This is a genomic window from Streptomyces sp. NPDC041784 (assembly GCF_055591025.1).
Genome location: NZ_JBVJAB010000035.1, coordinates 59,147 through 75,082 on the forward strand (window position 1 = coordinate 59,147; position 15,936 = coordinate 75,082).

At 71.8% G+C, this 15,936-nt stretch carries 15 protein-coding genes; 14 read left to right on the forward strand and 1 reads right to left on the reverse strand.

Annotation, left to right across the window (positions count from 1 at the left end):
• Positions 1-38: 38 nt before the first annotated feature.
• Complete coding sequence (locus tag ACZ6D7_RS40925) at positions 39-362, reverse strand: DUF427 domain-containing protein (RefSeq protein ID WP_469502203.1); 324 nt, start codon at positions 360-362, stop codon at positions 39-41.
• A gap of 51 nt (positions 363-413) precedes the next feature.
• Between ACZ6D7_RS40925 and ACZ6D7_RS40930 the strand changes: the two genes are divergently transcribed.
• The 14 genes from ACZ6D7_RS40930 (at position 414) to ACZ6D7_RS40995 (ending at position 15,812) form a co-directional block, all read left to right on the forward strand.
• Complete coding sequence (locus ACZ6D7_RS40930) at positions 414-977, forward strand: LOG family protein (protein WP_469502205.1); 564 nt, start codon at positions 414-416, stop codon at positions 975-977.
• 18 nt (positions 978-995) lie between these two features.
• The gene (locus ACZ6D7_RS40935; RefSeq protein ID WP_469502208.1) at positions 996-1,694 is read left to right on the forward strand and encodes an SDR family oxidoreductase; all 699 of its coding nucleotides are present in this window, start codon (positions 996-998) and stop codon (positions 1,692-1,694) included.
• A 7-nt stretch (positions 1,695-1,701) separates the two neighbouring features.
• Complete coding sequence (locus ACZ6D7_RS40940; RefSeq protein WP_469502211.1) at positions 1,702-2,094, forward strand: hypothetical protein; 393 nt, start codon at positions 1,702-1,704, stop codon at positions 2,092-2,094.
• Between the two features lie 9 nt (positions 2,095-2,103).
• The gene (locus ACZ6D7_RS40945) at positions 2,104-3,111 is read left to right on the forward strand and encodes a methionine synthase (protein WP_469502213.1); all 1,008 of its coding nucleotides are present in this window, start codon (positions 2,104-2,106) and stop codon (positions 3,109-3,111) included.
• A 15-nt stretch (positions 3,112-3,126) separates the two neighbouring features.
• A complete protein-coding gene (ligA, locus tag ACZ6D7_RS40950) occupies positions 3,127-5,319 on the forward strand; it encodes an NAD-dependent DNA ligase LigA (RefSeq protein ID WP_469502216.1) in 2,193 nt (730 codons plus the stop codon).
• A 270-nt stretch (positions 5,320-5,589) separates the two neighbouring features.
• Positions 5,590-8,004, forward strand: a complete 2,415-nt coding sequence (locus ACZ6D7_RS40955; protein WP_469502219.1) for an EAL domain-containing protein — start codon at positions 5,590-5,592, stop codon at positions 8,002-8,004.
• A gap of 242 nt (positions 8,005-8,246) precedes the next feature.
• Complete coding sequence (gatC, locus tag ACZ6D7_RS40960) at positions 8,247-8,543, forward strand: Asp-tRNA(Asn)/Glu-tRNA(Gln) amidotransferase subunit GatC (protein ID WP_018531282.1); 297 nt, start codon at positions 8,247-8,249, stop codon at positions 8,541-8,543.
• A 5-nt stretch (positions 8,544-8,548) separates the two neighbouring features.
• Entirely contained in the window at positions 8,549-10,051 is a 1,503-nt protein-coding gene (gene gatA, locus ACZ6D7_RS40965) for an Asp-tRNA(Asn)/Glu-tRNA(Gln) amidotransferase subunit GatA (protein WP_469502222.1), read from the forward strand.
• Positions 10,048-10,287 carry a hypothetical protein gene (locus ACZ6D7_RS40970; protein ID WP_124439028.1) on the forward strand — a complete coding sequence of 80 codons (240 nt, stop codon included), beginning with the start codon at positions 10,048-10,050 and terminating at the stop codon, positions 10,285-10,287. Before gatA ends, ACZ6D7_RS40970 begins: the two co-directional genes overlap by 4 nt.
• Before the next feature lie 15 nt (positions 10,288-10,302).
• Positions 10,303-11,817 carry an Asp-tRNA(Asn)/Glu-tRNA(Gln) amidotransferase subunit GatB gene (gene gatB, locus ACZ6D7_RS40975; RefSeq protein WP_469502225.1) on the forward strand — a complete coding sequence of 505 codons (1,515 nt, stop codon included), beginning with the start codon at positions 10,303-10,305 and terminating at the stop codon, positions 11,815-11,817.
• An 86-nt stretch (positions 11,818-11,903) separates the two neighbouring features.
• Positions 11,904-12,215: a hypothetical protein gene (locus ACZ6D7_RS40980; RefSeq protein ID WP_469502228.1), complete on the forward strand. Its 312-nt coding sequence runs from the start codon at positions 11,904-11,906 to the stop codon at positions 12,213-12,215.
• A 177-nt stretch (positions 12,216-12,392) separates the two neighbouring features.
• Positions 12,393-14,639, forward strand: a complete 2,247-nt coding sequence (locus tag ACZ6D7_RS40985; protein WP_469502230.1) for an MMPL family transporter — start codon at positions 12,393-12,395, stop codon at positions 14,637-14,639.
• Positions 14,617-15,192 carry a GNAT family N-acetyltransferase gene (locus ACZ6D7_RS40990; protein WP_469502233.1) on the forward strand — a complete coding sequence of 192 codons (576 nt, stop codon included), beginning with the start codon at positions 14,617-14,619 and terminating at the stop codon, positions 15,190-15,192. Before ACZ6D7_RS40985 ends, ACZ6D7_RS40990 begins: the two co-directional genes overlap by 23 nt.
• 35 nt (positions 15,193-15,227) lie before the next feature.
• Positions 15,228-15,812 (forward strand): hypothetical protein, encoded by a 585-nt coding sequence (locus ACZ6D7_RS40995; RefSeq protein ID WP_469502238.1) that lies wholly within the window; start codon positions 15,228-15,230, stop codon positions 15,810-15,812.
• Positions 15,813-15,936 lie beyond the last annotated feature (124 nt).

A 15,936-nucleotide genomic window follows, 5' to 3' on the forward strand; every position in this document is an offset into this window, starting at 1 on the left:
GTCAGAGCAGACTGCCGCACGGCACGCCGGTCATGGCACTACGACACTTCCACTTCGTAGAAGCAGAGGTGGTTCCTGATCGCCGCGACGTCCGGCTTGGGGTCGGGATACGACCAGACGAGGTCGGGCGCGTCCGGCAGCGACCAGTACGACGCCGTGCCCTTGAAGGGGCAGTACGTGTGGGTGTCGGACGGGGTCAGGAGATCCATGCGCACGTCCGCGTCCGGAATGTAGTACCGCACCGGACAGCCGGTCTCGCGCAGTGCGAGCGCCCGGTCGGTCTCGGCGAGCACCTGGTTGCCGTGGACGACCCTGACGTGCCGGGTGTCCTGCTCGATGGTGATCGTGTGTCCTTGGGCCATACCTGGAAAAGCGCTCGCGGGCCCCCGGTTCTTCCCCCGTACGGTGGGGACATGCGTATCTGTGTCTTCCTCTCCGCCGCCGACCTCGACGACCGCTACACCCGGCCCGCGCGCGAGTTCGCCGAACTGCTCGGCAAGGGCGGGCACACGCTCGTGTGGGGCGGCTCCGACGTCGGCCTGATGAAGGTCGTCGCGGACGGCGTGCAGGAGACCGGCGGGCGGCTCTGCGGGGTCTCCGTGGGCTTCCTCGCCGCCAGGGCCCGTGCGGGTGCCGACGAGATGGTGATCGCCAAGGACCTCGCCGAACGCAAGAAGCTGCTGCTGGAGAAGGCCGACGCGGTGGTGATCATGGTCGGCGGCGCCGGCACGCTGGACGAGGCCACCGAGATCCTGGAGCTGAAGAAGCACGGGCACACCGACAAGCCGGTCGTGCTGCTCAACACCGCGGGCTTCTACGACGGCCTCAAGACGCAGTTCCGGCGCATGGAGGACGAGGGCTTCCTGCCGCGCCCCCTGGCCGACCTGGTGTTCTTCGCGGAGGAGCCGGCCGGCGCGCTCGCCTACCTGGAGGCTGAGACTCCGGCGGCTCCCGCGGCGGACCAGGGCATCGCCTGACCTCGCGGTGATGCGAGCATGGCGGGCATGGCTACTCATGTGATCACCGGGGCAGGCTCCGGCATCGGCGCGGCGGTCGCCCGCCGCCTCCACGCGCGCGGGGACGAACTCGTGCTGCACGCGCGCGACGCGGGCCGGGCGAAGGAACTGGCGGCCGAGTTCCCCGGGGCGCGCACCCTCGTCGGCGACCTGGCCGACCCCGACCGGCTGAGCTGGGCCTTCTCCCACCAGACCCTGCCGGACCGGGTGGACTCGCTGCTGCACATCGCCGGAGTGGTCGACCTCGGCCCGGTCGGCGACCTGACCCCCAAGGCCTGGCGCCACCAGCTCAACGTCAACCTGATCGCCCCCGCCGAGCTGACCCGCCACTTCCTGCCCCAACTGCGCACCGCGCGCGGGCACGTGGTCTTCGTCAACTCCGGCGCGGGCCTGCGGGCGAGCGCCGACTGGTCCGCGTACGCCGCCTCCAAGCACGGCCTCAAGGCCCTCGCGGACGCGCTGCGCCACGAGGAGCACGGCAACGGCGTCCGCGTCACCTCCGTCTACCCCGGCCGCACCGCCAGCCCCATGCAGGCCAAGGTCCACCAGCAGGAGGGCAAGGAGTACGACCCCGCCGAGTGGATCGACCCCGAGTCGGTCGCCACGACCATCCTGATGGCCCTCGACCTGCCCGCCGACGCGGAGGTCAACGACCTCACCGTGCGGCCCGGGCGGTGATGCGGACATGACGGACGGTGAGGAGATCCGGGCCTGGCTGGACGAGGTCTGGACCCGCACCGAGGCCGCGGTCGTCCTGGCCGGCGGAGACGGCGGCGGTCCGCTCGCCGCACGCCGTGTGCTCGCCGAGGTGTACGACGACGACGCCCTGGCCGAACTGCGGGAGCTGACCACGTCCGGCGCCTTCACCGGGGACATCTGCCGCTGCCACGGCAGCCTGACCGTGGCCCTGCTGGACGCCCGCGGCGACTTCGTCGGCAGCGGCAGCCACCACGGCCGGACCGACATCTCCTGGGAACGCGGCCGGTTCCGCAACAACCTGGAGGTCGCCGACCCGGAGGCGCTGGAGGCCTTCTTCCGGCGGCTCGACGTGTACGGGCGTCCCCCGGACGTTACGTAGGCTTCCGGGGTGAGCGAAAACAGCCAGTTCAGGTTCGGCCCCGCCACCGGCGTCGGCTCCCTCCCCGGCGGGGACGCGCGGGAGGCCGCCAAGACCGCCACCGGGTCCTTCGAGGACTTCCCGTTCTTGCCCGAGCTGCCGGCCCGCGGCCCCGGCGCGGACATGATCGGGCGGACCGCCGGGATGCTCGTCGAGCTGTACGCGCGCGTGGAGCCCAGCGGCTGGCGGATCGGCGACCGGCCCGGCCGGGACACCAAACGGGCCAGGTCGTGGCTGGGGGAGGACCTCGACGCCCTGGAGGAGCACACCCAGGACTACGAGGGCCCGTTGAAGGTGCAGGCCGTCGGGCCCTGGACGCTCGCCGCCGCCCTGGAGCTGAGGAACGGCGAGGCCGCCCTCTCCGACCCCGGCGCCTGCCGCGACCTCGCCGCCTCCCTCGCCGAGGGCCTGCGGCTGCATCTCGAAGAGGTCCGCCGACGCGTACCCGGCGCCACGCTCGTGCTCCAGCTCGACGAACCGTCCCTCACCGCCGTCCTGCGCGGCCACGTGCGCAGCGCCAGCGGCTACCGCACCCACCGCGCCGTGGACCGCCAGCTCGTCGAGGCCACGCTCCGGGGCGTCGTCGGGGTGCACGGCGACGGACCCGTCGTGGTCCACTCGTGCGCGCCCGACGTGCCGTTCGCCCTGCTGCGCCGGGCCGGCGTCGCCGGGATCTCCTTCGACTTCTCGCTGCTCACCGAGCGTGACGAGGACGCGATCGGCGAGGCGGTCGAAGGGGGGACCCGGCTCCTCGCCGGTGTCGTGCCCGGCACGGATGCCGCATTGTCCGACCCTGCCGGTAGCGTCATGGGTGTCAGGACGCTGTGGCGCAGGCTGGGGCTGCGACCGGGGCTGCTCGCGGAGGCGGTCACGATCACCCCGGCGTGCGGCCTCGCGGGGGCTTCCCCGGCGTACGCCCGCCAGGCCCTCGCCCACTGCGCCCGGGCGGCGAGATCCCTCGCCGACAACCCAGAGTAACGGGAGGACAACACGGTGGCCGGCGACAAGCAAGCGGAGACGACGGTGCCCACCGAGGCACGGGAGCAGCACGCGCAGCTCGCTGAGCAGATCGAGGAGCACCGCTTCCGGTACTACGTGAAGGACGCTCCCGTCATCAGCGACGCGGAGTTCGACCGCCTGCTGCGCGCCCTGGAGGCACTGGAGGAGCAGTACGACGAGCTGCGCACGCCCGACTCGCCCACCCAGAAGGTCGCGGGCGCGTACGAGACGGAGTTCACGGCCGTCCAGCACCGCGAGCGCATGCTCTCGCTGGACAACGCCTTCGACGACCTGGAGCTGGCCGCCTGGGCGGAGCGCGTCCACAAGGACGTGGGTGCCTCCGCGTACCACTTCCTGTGCGAGCTGAAGGTCGACGGACTCGCCGTCAACCTCACCTACGAGAACGGCCGCCTCACGCGCGCGGCGACCCGCGGCGACGGCCGCACCGGCGAGGACATCACGCCCAACGTGCGCACCATCGCTGAGATCCCGGACCGGCTGGCGGGCCACGGGGTGCCCACACTCGTGGAGATCCGCGGCGAGGTCTACTTCCCGATGGAGAAGTTCGAGGAGCTGAACGCCCGTCTGGTGCAGGCCGGCGACAAGCCCTTCGCCAACCCGCGCAACGCGGCGGCCGGTTCGCTGCGCCAGAAGGACCCGCGCGTCACCGCGACCCGCCCGCTGCACATGGTCGTCCACGGCATCGGCGCCCTGGAGGGCTACGAGGGCATGGGCCGCCTCTCCGAGGCGTACGGCCTGCTGAAGTCCTGGGGGCTGCCCACTTCCCCGCACAACAGGGTGGTGGACGACCTCGACGGCGTACGGCGGTTCATCACGCACTACGGCGAGAACCGGCACTCGGTGGAGCACGAGATCGACGGGGTCGTCGTCAAGCTCGACGAGATCCGGCTCCAGGGCCGGCTCGGCTCCACGGCCCGCGCGCCGCGCTGGGCCATCGCGTACAAGTACGCGCCGGAGGAGGTCAACACCAAGCTCGTCGACATCAAGGTGGGCGTCGGCCGCACCGGCCGCGTCACGCCGTACGCCCAGGTCGAGCCGGTGCACGTGGCCGGATCCGAGGTCGAGTTCGCGACCCTGCACAACCAGGAGGTGGTCAAGGCCAAGGGCGTGCTGATCGGCGACACCGTGGTGCTGCGCAAGGCCGGTGACGTGATCCCCGAGATCCTCGGGCCCGTGGCGGACCTGCGGGACGGCACCGAGCGCGAGTTCGTGATGCCGGCCGAGTGCCCCGAGTGCGGTACGCCGCTGAAGGCCATGAAGGAGGGCGACATCGACCTCCGCTGCCCCAACGCACGTACCTGCCCGGCGCAGTTGAGAGAGCGGGTCTCCTACCTCGCGGGCCGCGAGTGCCTGGACATCGAGCACTTCGGTGACGTCGTCGCGGCCGCCCTCACCCGCCCGCTGGAGCCGGCCGACCCGCCGCTGGTGGACGAGGGGCACCTCTTCGACCTCACCGTCGAGCAACTGCTGCCCATCAAGGCGTACGTGCTCGACAAGGACAGCGGCCTGCCCAAGCGCGATCCCCGGACGGGCGAGGAGAAGGTCGTCACGGTCTTCGCCAACCAGCAGGGCGAGCCGAAGAAGAACACGCTGGCCCTGCTGGAGAACATCGAGGCGGCCAGGACACGTCCGCTGGCCCGCTTCATCAACGGCCTCTCCATCCGGCACGTCGGCCCGGTCGCGGCGGAGGCGCTCGCCCGCAACTTCCGTTCGATCGACCGGATCGACGAGGCCACCGAGGAGGAGCTGAGGAACACCGACGGTGTCGGCCCGATCGTGGCCGCCGCGGTCAAGCAGTGGTTCGCCGAGGACTGGCACCGCGAGATCATCCGAAGGTGGAAGGAAGCCGGGGTCGCCCTCGTGGAGGAGGGCACCGGGGAGGACGAAGGCCCCCGCCCCCTCGAAGGCCTGACGGTCGTCGTGACCGGCACCCTCGAACACTTCACCCGAGACGGCGCCAAGGACGCGCTCCAGAGCCGAGGGGCGAAGGTGACCGGTTCGGTGTCGAAGAAGACGTCGTTCGTGGTCGTGGGGGACAACCCCGGTTCGAAGTACGACAAGGCGATGCAGCTCAAGGTGCCCGTGCTGAACGAGGACGGCTTCACGGTCCTGCTCGAACAGGGCCCCGAGGCAGCCGCCGAAGTCGCCCTTCAGGCCGAGGAGTAGCGAGGAACGGCGGTTGAAGGCCACCCGATCGGCGCATATCAGATGCATACGGGTGGCCGGGGCGCATTCGGGCAACCGTCGACGACCGCTGCCCGTGGAAGCCTTCTGCGGCCTACTGTTGAGATGTGCGCCTGCCGTGCCCAGCTGCGGTCGGGGCATCCCCGAGCTTCTGACGAGCGAGGGGGAGGGTTTTACCGACGCGGCGCCGTTGACGGTTGTCGGGCAACGGGCCGCGTGGCGTGGGCACCGCCGGCTGTGAGAGGGACGGGAATGGAACCGACCGAGAGCGCCGCCCCTGACTCACGGCTGCGCCGGGTCACCGGCGTCTGGTGGGGAAGCCTGTGGGGGCCACGCTCCGGGCGACATCCGGGCGCGGCGGGGCAGCCGCCGCACACCGCTCTCGACACCCGCGCCCCCGCACTGCCCACCGGGACCTCCGCCGGCCCGCACGGCACTCCCGGCCTGCACGGCACCTACGGCCCGCACGGCACCTACGGCCCGCACGGCACCTACGGCCCGCACGGCACCCACGGCCTGCTCGGCGCCCCCGGGCTGTCCGGCGCCGCGGGACCGCCCGGACCCTCCGGGCTGACCGGTGCCTCCGGGCTGGCCGACGCCTCGGGACTGCCCGGCACGGTGTCCGACCGGCACCTGTCCTGGCCCGCACTGCCCGCCGCGGTCGTCGCGGCGGCCGGGTTCGTCCTCGGTGCCGGGTTCTACCGCGCCTTCACCGGTGGCCACGCGCTCTTCCCGTCCGGCACGGTCGGCTGGTCGCTGGCCGTCCTGACCGGCGTGATCGTCGCCCACCTCGTGCTGCTCGGCCGCGCCCGCTGGTGGGGCGGCACCGGCTCCGGCGCCGCCCTCACCCTCGCCGTCCTGCTGCTGTACGGCTGGGTACCGGCCGGCATGGTCAGCCTCACCGTCGTCGTCCTGGTCGGCATAGCCAGGCGCCACCGCTGGCGGCAGGGCGCCCTGCACGGCGCGGTGGACATCCTCGGCATCGGCGCGGGCGCGCTGCTGCTCGCCGCGTGCGGGCGGGTGCCGTCCGTCGAACGGCCCTGGTACCCCGACAGCTGGACGGTCTACACCGCCCCGCAGGTGGTCCTGGTCGCCGTCGCCTACCTCGCGGTCACCCGCGTCCTGCTCTGGTACCTGCACGCGCCGCGCTCCGGCGGACTGCCGACGGTCGCCCGCACCGCCCTGGTCAGACAGGGCCTGGTCGCGGTCGCCCTGCTCGGCATCGCCCCGCTGGTCTGCGTGGTGGCGGTGGCCAAGCCGATCCTGCTGCCCCTGTTCGCGATCCCGCTGATCGCCCTCGACTCCACCCTGTGGATAGCCCGGGCCCGCGCCGAGGAGCAGCTGCGCGACCCGCTGACCGGACTGCCCAACCGGCAGTGGCTGCTGGAGCGGATCTGGACCGCCCTGGACGACGCCGAGCGCATCGGCGCCCGGTCGGCGCTGATGCTGATCGACCTCGACCGGTTCCGCTCGGTCAACGACACCCTCGGACACCTGGCCGGTGACCGGCTCCTCCTCCAGATAGCCGAACGGCTGCGCAACGCGCTGCCGCGCGGGGCGGAGGTCGCGCGGCTCGGCGGTGACGAGTTCGCCGTCTTACTGCCCGTCGCCGACTCCACGACCTCCGCGACCCGCGTCGCCCGCGGGCTCGTCTCCATGCTCAGCTCACCGCTCGACCTCGACGGACTCACCCTCGTGCTGGAGGCCAGCGCCGGGGTCGCCGTCTTCCCCGACCACGCGCTCGACGCGGAGGGGATGCTGCGCCGGGCCGATGTGGCGATGTACCAGGCCAAACGGGACCGTACGGGGGTCGAGGTGTACGAGTCCAAGCGGGACTCCAACACCCCCGACCGGCTCGGGCTGCTCGGCGATCTGCGGCGGGCGCTCGACGCGCACGAGGTGCAGCTGCACTACCAGCCGAAGGTCCGCTTCGACGGGCAGGTGGCGGGGCTCGAGGCGCTGGTCCGGTGGGTGCACCCGGAGCGCGGGAAGGTGCCGCCGGACGAGTTCATAGCGATCGCCGAGTCCTCCGGGCTGATGCCCCACCTCACGGACTACGTGCTGGAGACGGCGCTCGGGCAGGTCGCCGCGTGGCGGGCGCAGGGGCTGTTCGTCCCGGTCGCGGTCAACGTCTCCCCGCGTGACGTCCACACCCCCGGCTTCGCCGGCTCCGTCGCCGCCCGGCTGGCCCGGCACGGAGTGCCCGCGGGAGCGCTCCAACTGGAGATAACGGAACACGTCCTGCTGGAGGACCCGCAGCGGGCCGCCGACACGCTCAACGGTCTGACCGGGCACGGTGTGAAGATGTCGCTGGACGACTTCGGCACCGGCTACTCCTCCCTGGTGCACCTGCGGCGCCTTCCCGTGAGCGAGCTGAAGATCGACCGCTCCTTCGTGGCGCGGCTGGCGGTCGACACGGAGGACGCGGAGATCGTGCGCTGCACCGTGGACCTGGCCCATTCCCTCGGGCTCCTGGTCGTCGCGGAGGGCGTGGAGGACGACGAGACCTGGGAACGCCTGCGCGACCTGGGCTGTGACGCGGTCCAGGGCTGGCTGGTGGCCGCGGCGATGCCCCCCGACGAGACGACGGCGTGGCTGCGCGCCCGCGGCTCACGCGGCTGGCAACGCCCGGCCGCCGCCCTGCCCGCGGCCGCCACCGACGACTGACCACTCCTGGCCGACGGCTGCCGGGCGGCCCGACCGCCCGCCTGCCCGGTCGCCGGGCCGCCCGCTCACCCGTTCGGCCCAGACGAAGGGGTGAGCGGCCGTGCTGCCTGCTTCGGCGACGTCCGCGGCGGCCGGGAGAGCCGAGGCGGGGGCCCGCCGGGCAAACCGTTTCACGGGCATCACGCCCCGCCCCCTAGGATTGGGCCCAAACCACATTTTCACTCACCCCAGAGGAACGCTGCATGCCTGGCATCACGCGCGAGGAGGTCGCCCACCTCGCCCGGCTGGCGCGTCTGGAGCTGAAGCCCGAAGAGCTCGACCACTTCGCGGGACAGCTGGACGACATCATCGGCGCGGTCGCCCGCGTCAGCGAGGTCGCCGACCAAGACGTACCGCCGACCTCGCACCCGCTCCCGCTGACGAACGTCATGCGGGCGGACGAGGTCCGTCCGTCGCTCACCCCCGAGCAGGCGCTCTCCGGCGCCCCGGCCCAGGAGCAGCAGCGTTTCAAGGTGCCGCAGATCCTGGGGGAGGACTAACCGCCATGACGGACAACGTCAACATCATCAAGCTCACCGCCGCCGAGACCGCCGCGAGGATCGCCTCCGGCGAGCTCACGGCCGTCCAGGTCACCGAGGCCCACCTCGCCCGGATCGAGGCCGTCGACGAGAAGGTGCACGCCTTCCTGCACGTCGACCGCGAGGGCGCGCTGGCGCAGGCCCGTGCCGTGGACGAGAAGCGGGAGCGGGGCGAGAAGCTCGGCCCGCTGGCCGGTGTCCCCCTCGCGCTCAAGGACATCTTCACCACCGAGGGCATCCCGACCACCGTCGGCTCCAAGATCCTCGAAGGCTGGATCCCGCCGTACGACGCGACGCTCACCAAGCGGCTGAAGGCCGCCGACGTCGTCATCCTCGGCAAGACCAACATGGACGAGTTCGCCATGGGGTCCTCCACCGAGAACAGCGCGTACGGGCCGACCGGCAACCCCTGGGACCTCACCAAGATCCCCGGCGGCTCCGGCGGCGGCTCCTCCGCCGCGCTCGCCTCCTTCCAGGCGCCCCTCGCCATCGGCACCGACACCGGCGGCTCCATCCGCCAGCCGGCCGCCGTCACCGGCACGGTCGGCGTGAAGCCGACGTACGGGGCGGTCTCCCGCTACGGCATGGTGGCGTTCTCGTCCTCCCTCGACCAGGGCGGCCCCTGCGCCCGTACGGTCCTGGACGCGGCGCTCCTGCACGAGGTGATCGCCGGGCACGACCCGCTCGACTCCACGTCGATCGACGCCCCGGTCCCGCCGGTCGTCGAGGCCGCCCGCAACGGCAGCGTCGCCGGGATGCGCGTCGGTGTCGTCAAGCAGTTCCGCGGCGAGGGCTACCAGGCCGGCGTCATCCAGCGGTTCGACGAGTCCGTCGCGCTGCTGAAGGAGCTGGGCGCGGAGATCGTCGAGCTGGACTGCCCGTCCTTCGACCTCGCCCTGTCGGCGTACTACCTCATCGCGCCGTCCGAGTGCTCCTCCAACCTCGCCCGCTTCGACGGCCTGCGCTACGGCGCGCGGACCGGCGACGACGGCACCCACTCGGCCGAGGAGGTCACCTCCCTCACCCGTGAGGCGGGCTTCGGCCCCGAGGTCAAGCGCCGCATCATGCTGGGCACCTACGCCCTGTCGAGCGGCTACTACGACGCCTACTACGGCTCCGCCCAGAAGGTCCGCACGCTCATCACGCGCGACTTCGAGAAGGCCTTCGAGCAGGTCGACGTGATCGTCTCGCCGACGACCCCGACCACCGCCTTCGCGATCGGCGAGCGCGCCGACGACCCGATGGCGATGTACCTGGCCGACCTGTGCACCATCCCGACCAACCTGGCGGGCAACGCGGCCATGTCGCTGCCCTGCGGTCTCGCGCCGGAGGACAACCTCCCGGTCGGCCTCCAGATCATCGCCCCGGCGCTGAAGGACGACCGTCTCTACAAGGTCGGCGCCGCCGTCGAGGCCGCCTTCGTGGAAAGGTGGGGTCACCCGCTCCTCGAGGAGGCTCCGTCGCTGTGAGTGCACTGACCAAGGCCAAGGGCTTCAAGAAGTCCAAGTCCGGTACGTACCTGTCCATCGCCGGGACCGCGTTCGGCGCGATCGGTGTCGCCAAGCGGCTCAAGAAGGCCCGCGCCGAGAAGGACACGCTGGTCCTGATCGACGCCACCGTGTCCGCCGTCGCCATCGTCACCGGCCTCGCCATCCTGTACCGCGAGCTGAAGCGGCTGGGCGACGACGACGTCCTGCTGGGCTGAGAGGGAAGTTTCACCGTGACCACCACGACCGACCTGGTGTCGTACGAGGACGCTCTCGCGTCGTACGACCCCGTCATGGGCCTCGAGGTCCATGTCGAACTCGGCACCAAGACCAAGATGTTCTGCGGCTGTTCGACCGAACTCGGTCAGGACGCCAACACGCAGACCTGCCCCACCTGCCTCGGCCTGCCCGGCGCGCTCCCGGTCGTCAACGCGATCGGCATCGAGTCGGCGATCAAGATCGGTCTCGCGCTGAACTGCGAGATCGCCGAGTGGTGCCGCTTCGCCCGGAAGAACTACTTCTATCCGGACATGCCGAAGAACTTCCAGACCTCCCAGTACGACGAGCCGATCGCCTTCAACGGCTACCTCGACGTGCAGCTGGAGGACGGCGAGACCTTCCGCGTGGAGATCGAGCGCGCCCACATGGAGGAGGACACCGGCAAGTCGACGCACGTCGGCGGCGCCACCGGCCGTATCCACGGCGCGTCCCACTCCCTGCTGGACTACAACCGCGCCGGCATCCCGCTCATCGAGATCGTCACCAAGCCGATCGAGGGTGCGGGCGAGCGCGCTCCCGAGGTGGCGAAGGCGTACGTCCGCGAGCTGCGCGAGGTCATCAAGGCGCTCGGTGTCTCCGAGGCCCGGATGGAGATGGGCCAGATGCGCTGCGACGTGAACCTGTCGCTGCGCCCGAACGGCACCGAGAAGTTCGGTACCCGCTCGGAGACGAAGAACGTGAACTCGCTGCGGTCCGTGGAGCGCGCGGCCCGCTTCGAGATCCAGCGGCACGCGGCCGTGCTGTCCTCCGGCGGGACGATCATCCAGGAGACCCGCCACTTCCACGAGGACACCGGGTCGACGACCTCGGGCCGCGTGAAGGAGGAGGCCGAGGACTACCGGTACTTCCCCGAGCCGGACCTGGTGCCGGTCGCTCCGTCCCGTGAGTGGGTCGAGGAGATCCGCGCCGGGCTGCCCGAGCTGCCGCTGGCACGCCGCAACCGCCTCCTCGCCGAGTGGGGCATCTCCGCCACCGACATGCAGGCGATCCTCAACGCCGGCGCCCTGGACCCGATCGTCGCCACGATCGACGCCGGTGCCGACGCGGCCTCCGCCCGCAAGTGGTGGATGGGCGAACTGGCCCGCAGCGCCAACGAGTCGGGCACCTCGCTCGACGAGCTGGCGATCACGCCGGAGCAGGTCGCCCGGGTCACCGCGCTGGTGAACTCCGGCGATCTGAACGACAAGCTGGCCCGTCAGGTCATCGAGGGCGTCCTCGCGGGCGAGGGCACCCCGGACGAGGTCGTCGACCGGCGCGGTCTGAAGGTCGTCTCCGACGACTCGGCGCTCGGCACGGCGGTCGACGAGGCCATCGCCGGCAACCCGGGCATCGCCGACAAGATCCGCGGCGGCAAGGTGGCCGCGGCCGGTGCTCTGGTCGGCGCCGTGATGAAGGCCACGCGCGGCCAGGCCGACGCGGCCCGCGTCAAGGAGCTCATCCTGGAGAAGTTGGGGGTCAGCGAGGGCTGACCTCGGCAGATCCGCAGGAGGGGGTGCGCCCGGTAACGGCGCACCCCCTCTCGGTCTCTCAGCCGAAGGCGCTACGCTCGCCCGCCATGAGTGCACGAACCGACTCAGACTCCCAGGACGACATAGGCGACGAGGACGAGGAGTACGGCCCCGACGACGCCCGCCGGGCCCGCTGGACGGCGACCGGCACCGGCGCCCTGCTCACCCTCGCCGGCCTCGCGGCCTCCCTGCTGCGCCTCACCGGCCCCGCCCCGGCCCTCGTCCCGGTGGCCTACGCCCTGGGCGCGGCCGTCTGTGCCCTCGCCGCGTTCCTGGGCTCCCGGGGCCGTACCCGGCGCGCGCTGTGGCTGCTCATCGTCGGCGTGATGGTGATGGCGTTCGGCGACCAGGCCGACTGACGTGCCCTGACACAGCCGCCGTTATTGTCCTGTGATCTGCCTCCCACTCTTGTGAAAAGGCCCACGATCGAGGCAAACGATCTCGTGCGCCTGCAAGAGTGACCCCAGATCCCTCATACGTTCTTTGCGGGCTGTTTCCCGGTCAAAGATCCACAATTCACCCCCGGGAGCACGTCAGTGGCAGCCCTCGCACGATGGTGTGTCCGCAACCGCCTGATCGCGGTTGTGCTCTGGCTCCTCGCCCTCGTCGGCACCGCCACGGCCGCCGTCGCCACCGGCTCCGCGTACTCCAACGACTACGAGGTCCCCGGCACCGAGTCAGGACGCGCCACCCAGCTGCTCACCGAGGGTTTCCCGCGACTCGGCGGCGACAGCGACACCGTCGTCTGGCACACCGCCTCCGGCACCGTCCGCGCCGCCGACGTCGAACAGACCATGACCGACACCCTGGAGCGGATCGCCGGCCTGCCCGGCGTGGCCTCCATCGCCGGCCCCTACGACGACCAGGGCGCCGCGCAGATCAGCGAGGACGGCCACACGGCCTACGCCACCGTGACCTTCGAGGACCGCGTCGAGGACATCGACCGGGGCGAGGCCCGGGCCGTCGTCGAGACCGCCAAGGGCGCCGAGTCCGACGGGCTCCAGGTGGAGCTGGGCGGCAGCGCGATCGCCCTCACCAAGTCCTCCGGCGGCCACCTCGCCGAGGTCGTCGGCGTGGCCGTCGCCGCGGTCGTGCTCTTGCTCGCCTTCGGCTCGCTCGCCGCCTCGCTGCTGCCCATCGCCACCGCCCTGGTCGGCGTCGGCACCGCTTACGCCGGGATCGTGCTGCTCGGGCACGCCATGACCGTCGCCGACTTCGCGCCCATGCTCGGCATGCTCGTCGGGCTCGGCGTCGGCATCGACTACGCGCTGTTCATCGTCACCCGGCACCGGCGCGGCCTGAAACGCGGGCTCACGGTCACCGAGGCCGCCACCGACGCCGTGGCGACCACCGGACGCGCGGTGGTCTTCGCGGGCGCCACGGTCTGCATAGCCCTGCTCGGGATGCTGATCCTGCGCCTGGACTTCCTCAACGGCGTCGCGATCGCCGCGTCCCTGACCGTCGTCCTCACGGTCGCCGCCTCCGTGACCCTGCTGCCCGCCCTGCTGTCCTTCATCGGCCCGCGCGCCCTCAGCCGCCGCGAACGGCGCCGGCTCGCCGAGCACGGACCCGAGCCGGAGCTGCCGACCGGCCTCGCCGCCCGCTGGTCGGCGTTCGTGGAGCGCCACCCCAAACTGCTCGGCACCGTCGCCCTCGTGGTGATCGCCGTCCTCGCCCTGCCGACGTTCTCCCTCCGCCTGGGCACCTCCGACCAGGGCAACGACCCGCGGTCGGCCACCACCCGCCAGGCCTACGACCTCCTGTCCGACGGCTTCGGCGCCGGCGTCAACGGCCCGCTGACCCTGGTGACCCGCGTCGCCGGCGCCGAGGACCGGCTCGCCCTCGACCACCTCGACGCCACCCTGCGCGCCACCGAGGGCGTGGCCTCCGTGACCCCGGTGACCTTCGACTCCGCCGGGCACACCGCGTACCTCACCGTCGTACCGGAGTCCGCCCCGCAGTCCCAGCGCACCAGCGAACTCGTCGACCGGCTGCGCGACGAGGTGCTGCCCCGGGCCGAGGCCGGCACCTCCCTCGACGTCCAGGTCGGCGGGGTGACGGCGGGCTACGACGACTTCGCGGAGGTCATCGTCGGCAAGCTGCCGCTGTTCGTCGGCGTCGTCATCGGGCTGGGCTGTCTGCTGCTCCTGCTCGCCTTCCGGTCCGTGGGCATCCCGCTCAAGGCCGCCGTGATGAACGTGGCCGCCGTGGCCGCCGCCTTCGGGGTCGTCGTCGCGATCTTCCAGTGGGGCTGGGGCAGCGAGCTGCTCGGGCTCGGCCGGGCCGGGCCGATCGAACCCTTCCTCCCCGTGATCATGGTGTCGGTCCTCTTCGGCCTCTCCATGGACTACCAGGTCTTCCTGGTCAGCCGGATGTACGAGGAGTGGCTGGAGACCGGCGACAACCGGCGGGCCGTCCGGGTCGGGCTCGCCGAGACCAGCCGGGTGATCAACTCCGCCGCGGTCATCATGATCTCGGTCTTCCTCGCCTTCGTCCTCAGCGGCGACCGCGTGATCGCCATGTTCGGCATCGCGCTCGCCGCCGCCGTCGCCCTGGACGCCTTCGTCCTGCGCACCCTGCTGGTGCCCGCGCTGATGCACCTGCTGGGCGGCGCCAACTGGTGGCTGCCGCGTCGGCTCGACAAACACCTGCCGCGCATCAGCATCGAGCCGCCCGAGTCCCGCGCGGTCCATGAGAGGCTCACCGAGGCCCCCGAGGTGGTCGAGGCGGCCGAGGCGCTGGAGAAGGAGCGGGAACCGGATGTACGCGATATCGCTGGGTGACGACGGAGCCGAGCTGCGGCCCCTGGACCCGTGGAACGCCGAGGAGTTCCTCGCCCACCTGGAGCGCGGCCGCGACTTCATCAACGAGTTCATCCCGTTCGCCTCCAAGGCCGTCGACGTGGCCGGCTCCCGCGAGGTGCTCCAGCGGTACGCCGACATGCGCGCCGCCGACACCGGTTCGCTGCACGGCATCTGGCTGGACGGCGAACTGGTCGGCGGAGTGCTCTTCCTGAACTTCGACGCCGAACAGGCCAACTGCGAGGTCGGCTGCTGGCTGGAACCCGCCGGCACCGGGCGCGGCCTCGTCACCCGGGCCATGCGGGAGCTGATCGACTTCGCCGTCGAGCGGCGCGGCATCCACCGCGTGGAGTGGGTCGCCTCGGCGGGCAACACCAACAGCCTGAACGTCGCCCGTCGGCTCGGGTTCACCCGCGACGGTGTGCGCCGGGAGGCCTACCCCTATCGTGGGGTGCGGCACGACCTCGAAGTGTGGTCCGTGCTCGCCCAGGAGTGGCGCACCGCACGCGCGCGTGCCGCTCACAACGATCATTAAGGGACCTCTCAGAGAGCGTCCGTACGGTGCGAGGTATGGGAACCAAGACTGTTGACGAGCCCGGCACCGAGCCCGGCACCGAGGCCAAGAGCGACGACCAGGCGGTGGACATCACCAAGACCGACGCGTCCGAGGACGTGACCGAGGCCGTGACCGGGGCCGACGACGACCTTGAGGACGGTGCCGAGCCGGCCGCCGAGGACGGTGACACCACGGCGGACGGCCCCACCGGTGTCGGCCAGGGCGCGGGCGCCGTGGTCTCCGCCGCGCTCGGCTTCGTGTCGCTCACCGGCAGCTGGATCGGCACGGTCGCGGGCGCCCGCCAGACCCTCGTCGGCCAGCTGGAGACCTCCACGTCCGCGAGCGTCGCCCAGCAGATCCAGTCCGTCTACGGCGACGCCTGGCAGACCACCGCGCTGTGGGCCGGCCTGTTCGCGCTGGCCGCGCTGGTCACCGGCGTCGTCGTGCTGGCCCGCCCCGCCTTCGGCGGCTCGACCCGGCCGCAGGCCCCCTGGATCAAGTCCGTCGCCTGGGCGGGCGTCGCCCTCGGTGTCATCGGCCTGCTCCTGGCCGTCCTGAAGTACACCGACGCACTGCTCGGCCTGCCCTCCGCCGGCTGAGTCACCGCAGGTCACGAGGGGTCTTAGGACCAATGCTGGTGACTTAGGCAGCTGTGTCTCGTTGTCTTGTGTGTGGCGAGGGTGGGGCAGGTCAGGGCGCCTGCGGGTGAGCGGCTGTCGGACC

Bases quoted from the DNA above. Each gene is read 5' to 3' on its own strand.
- ACZ6D7_RS40980 (WP_469502228.1), top strand. From the start codon at position 11,904: ATGAGTGCACGAACCGACTCAGACTCCCAGGACGACATAGGCGACGAG.
- ACZ6D7_RS40940 (WP_469502211.1), top strand. From the start codon at position 1,702: ATGACGGACGGTGAGGAGATCCGGGCCTGGCTGGACGAGGTCTGGACC.
- ACZ6D7_RS40955 (WP_469502219.1), top strand. From the start codon at position 5,590: ATGGAACCGACCGAGAGCGCCGCCCCTGACTCACGGCTGCGCCGGGTC.
- gatA (WP_469502222.1), top strand. From the start codon at position 8,549: ATGACGGACAACGTCAACATCATCAAGCTCACCGCCGCCGAGACCGCC.
- ACZ6D7_RS40935 (WP_469502208.1), top strand. From the start codon at position 996: ATGGCGGGCATGGCTACTCATGTGATCACCGGGGCAGGCTCCGGCATC.
- ACZ6D7_RS40990 (WP_469502233.1), top strand. From the start codon at position 14,617: ATGTACGCGATATCGCTGGGTGACGACGGAGCCGAGCTGCGGCCCCTG.
- ACZ6D7_RS40925 (WP_469502203.1), bottom strand. From the start codon at position 362: ATGGCCCAAGGACACACGATCACCATCGAGCAGGACACCCGGCACGTC.
- ACZ6D7_RS40930 (WP_469502205.1), top strand. From the start codon at position 414: ATGCGTATCTGTGTCTTCCTCTCCGCCGCCGACCTCGACGACCGCTAC.
- gatC (WP_018531282.1), top strand. From the start codon at position 8,247: ATGCCTGGCATCACGCGCGAGGAGGTCGCCCACCTCGCCCGGCTGGCG.
- ACZ6D7_RS40995 (WP_469502238.1), top strand. From the start codon at position 15,228: ATGGGAACCAAGACTGTTGACGAGCCCGGCACCGAGCCCGGCACCGAG.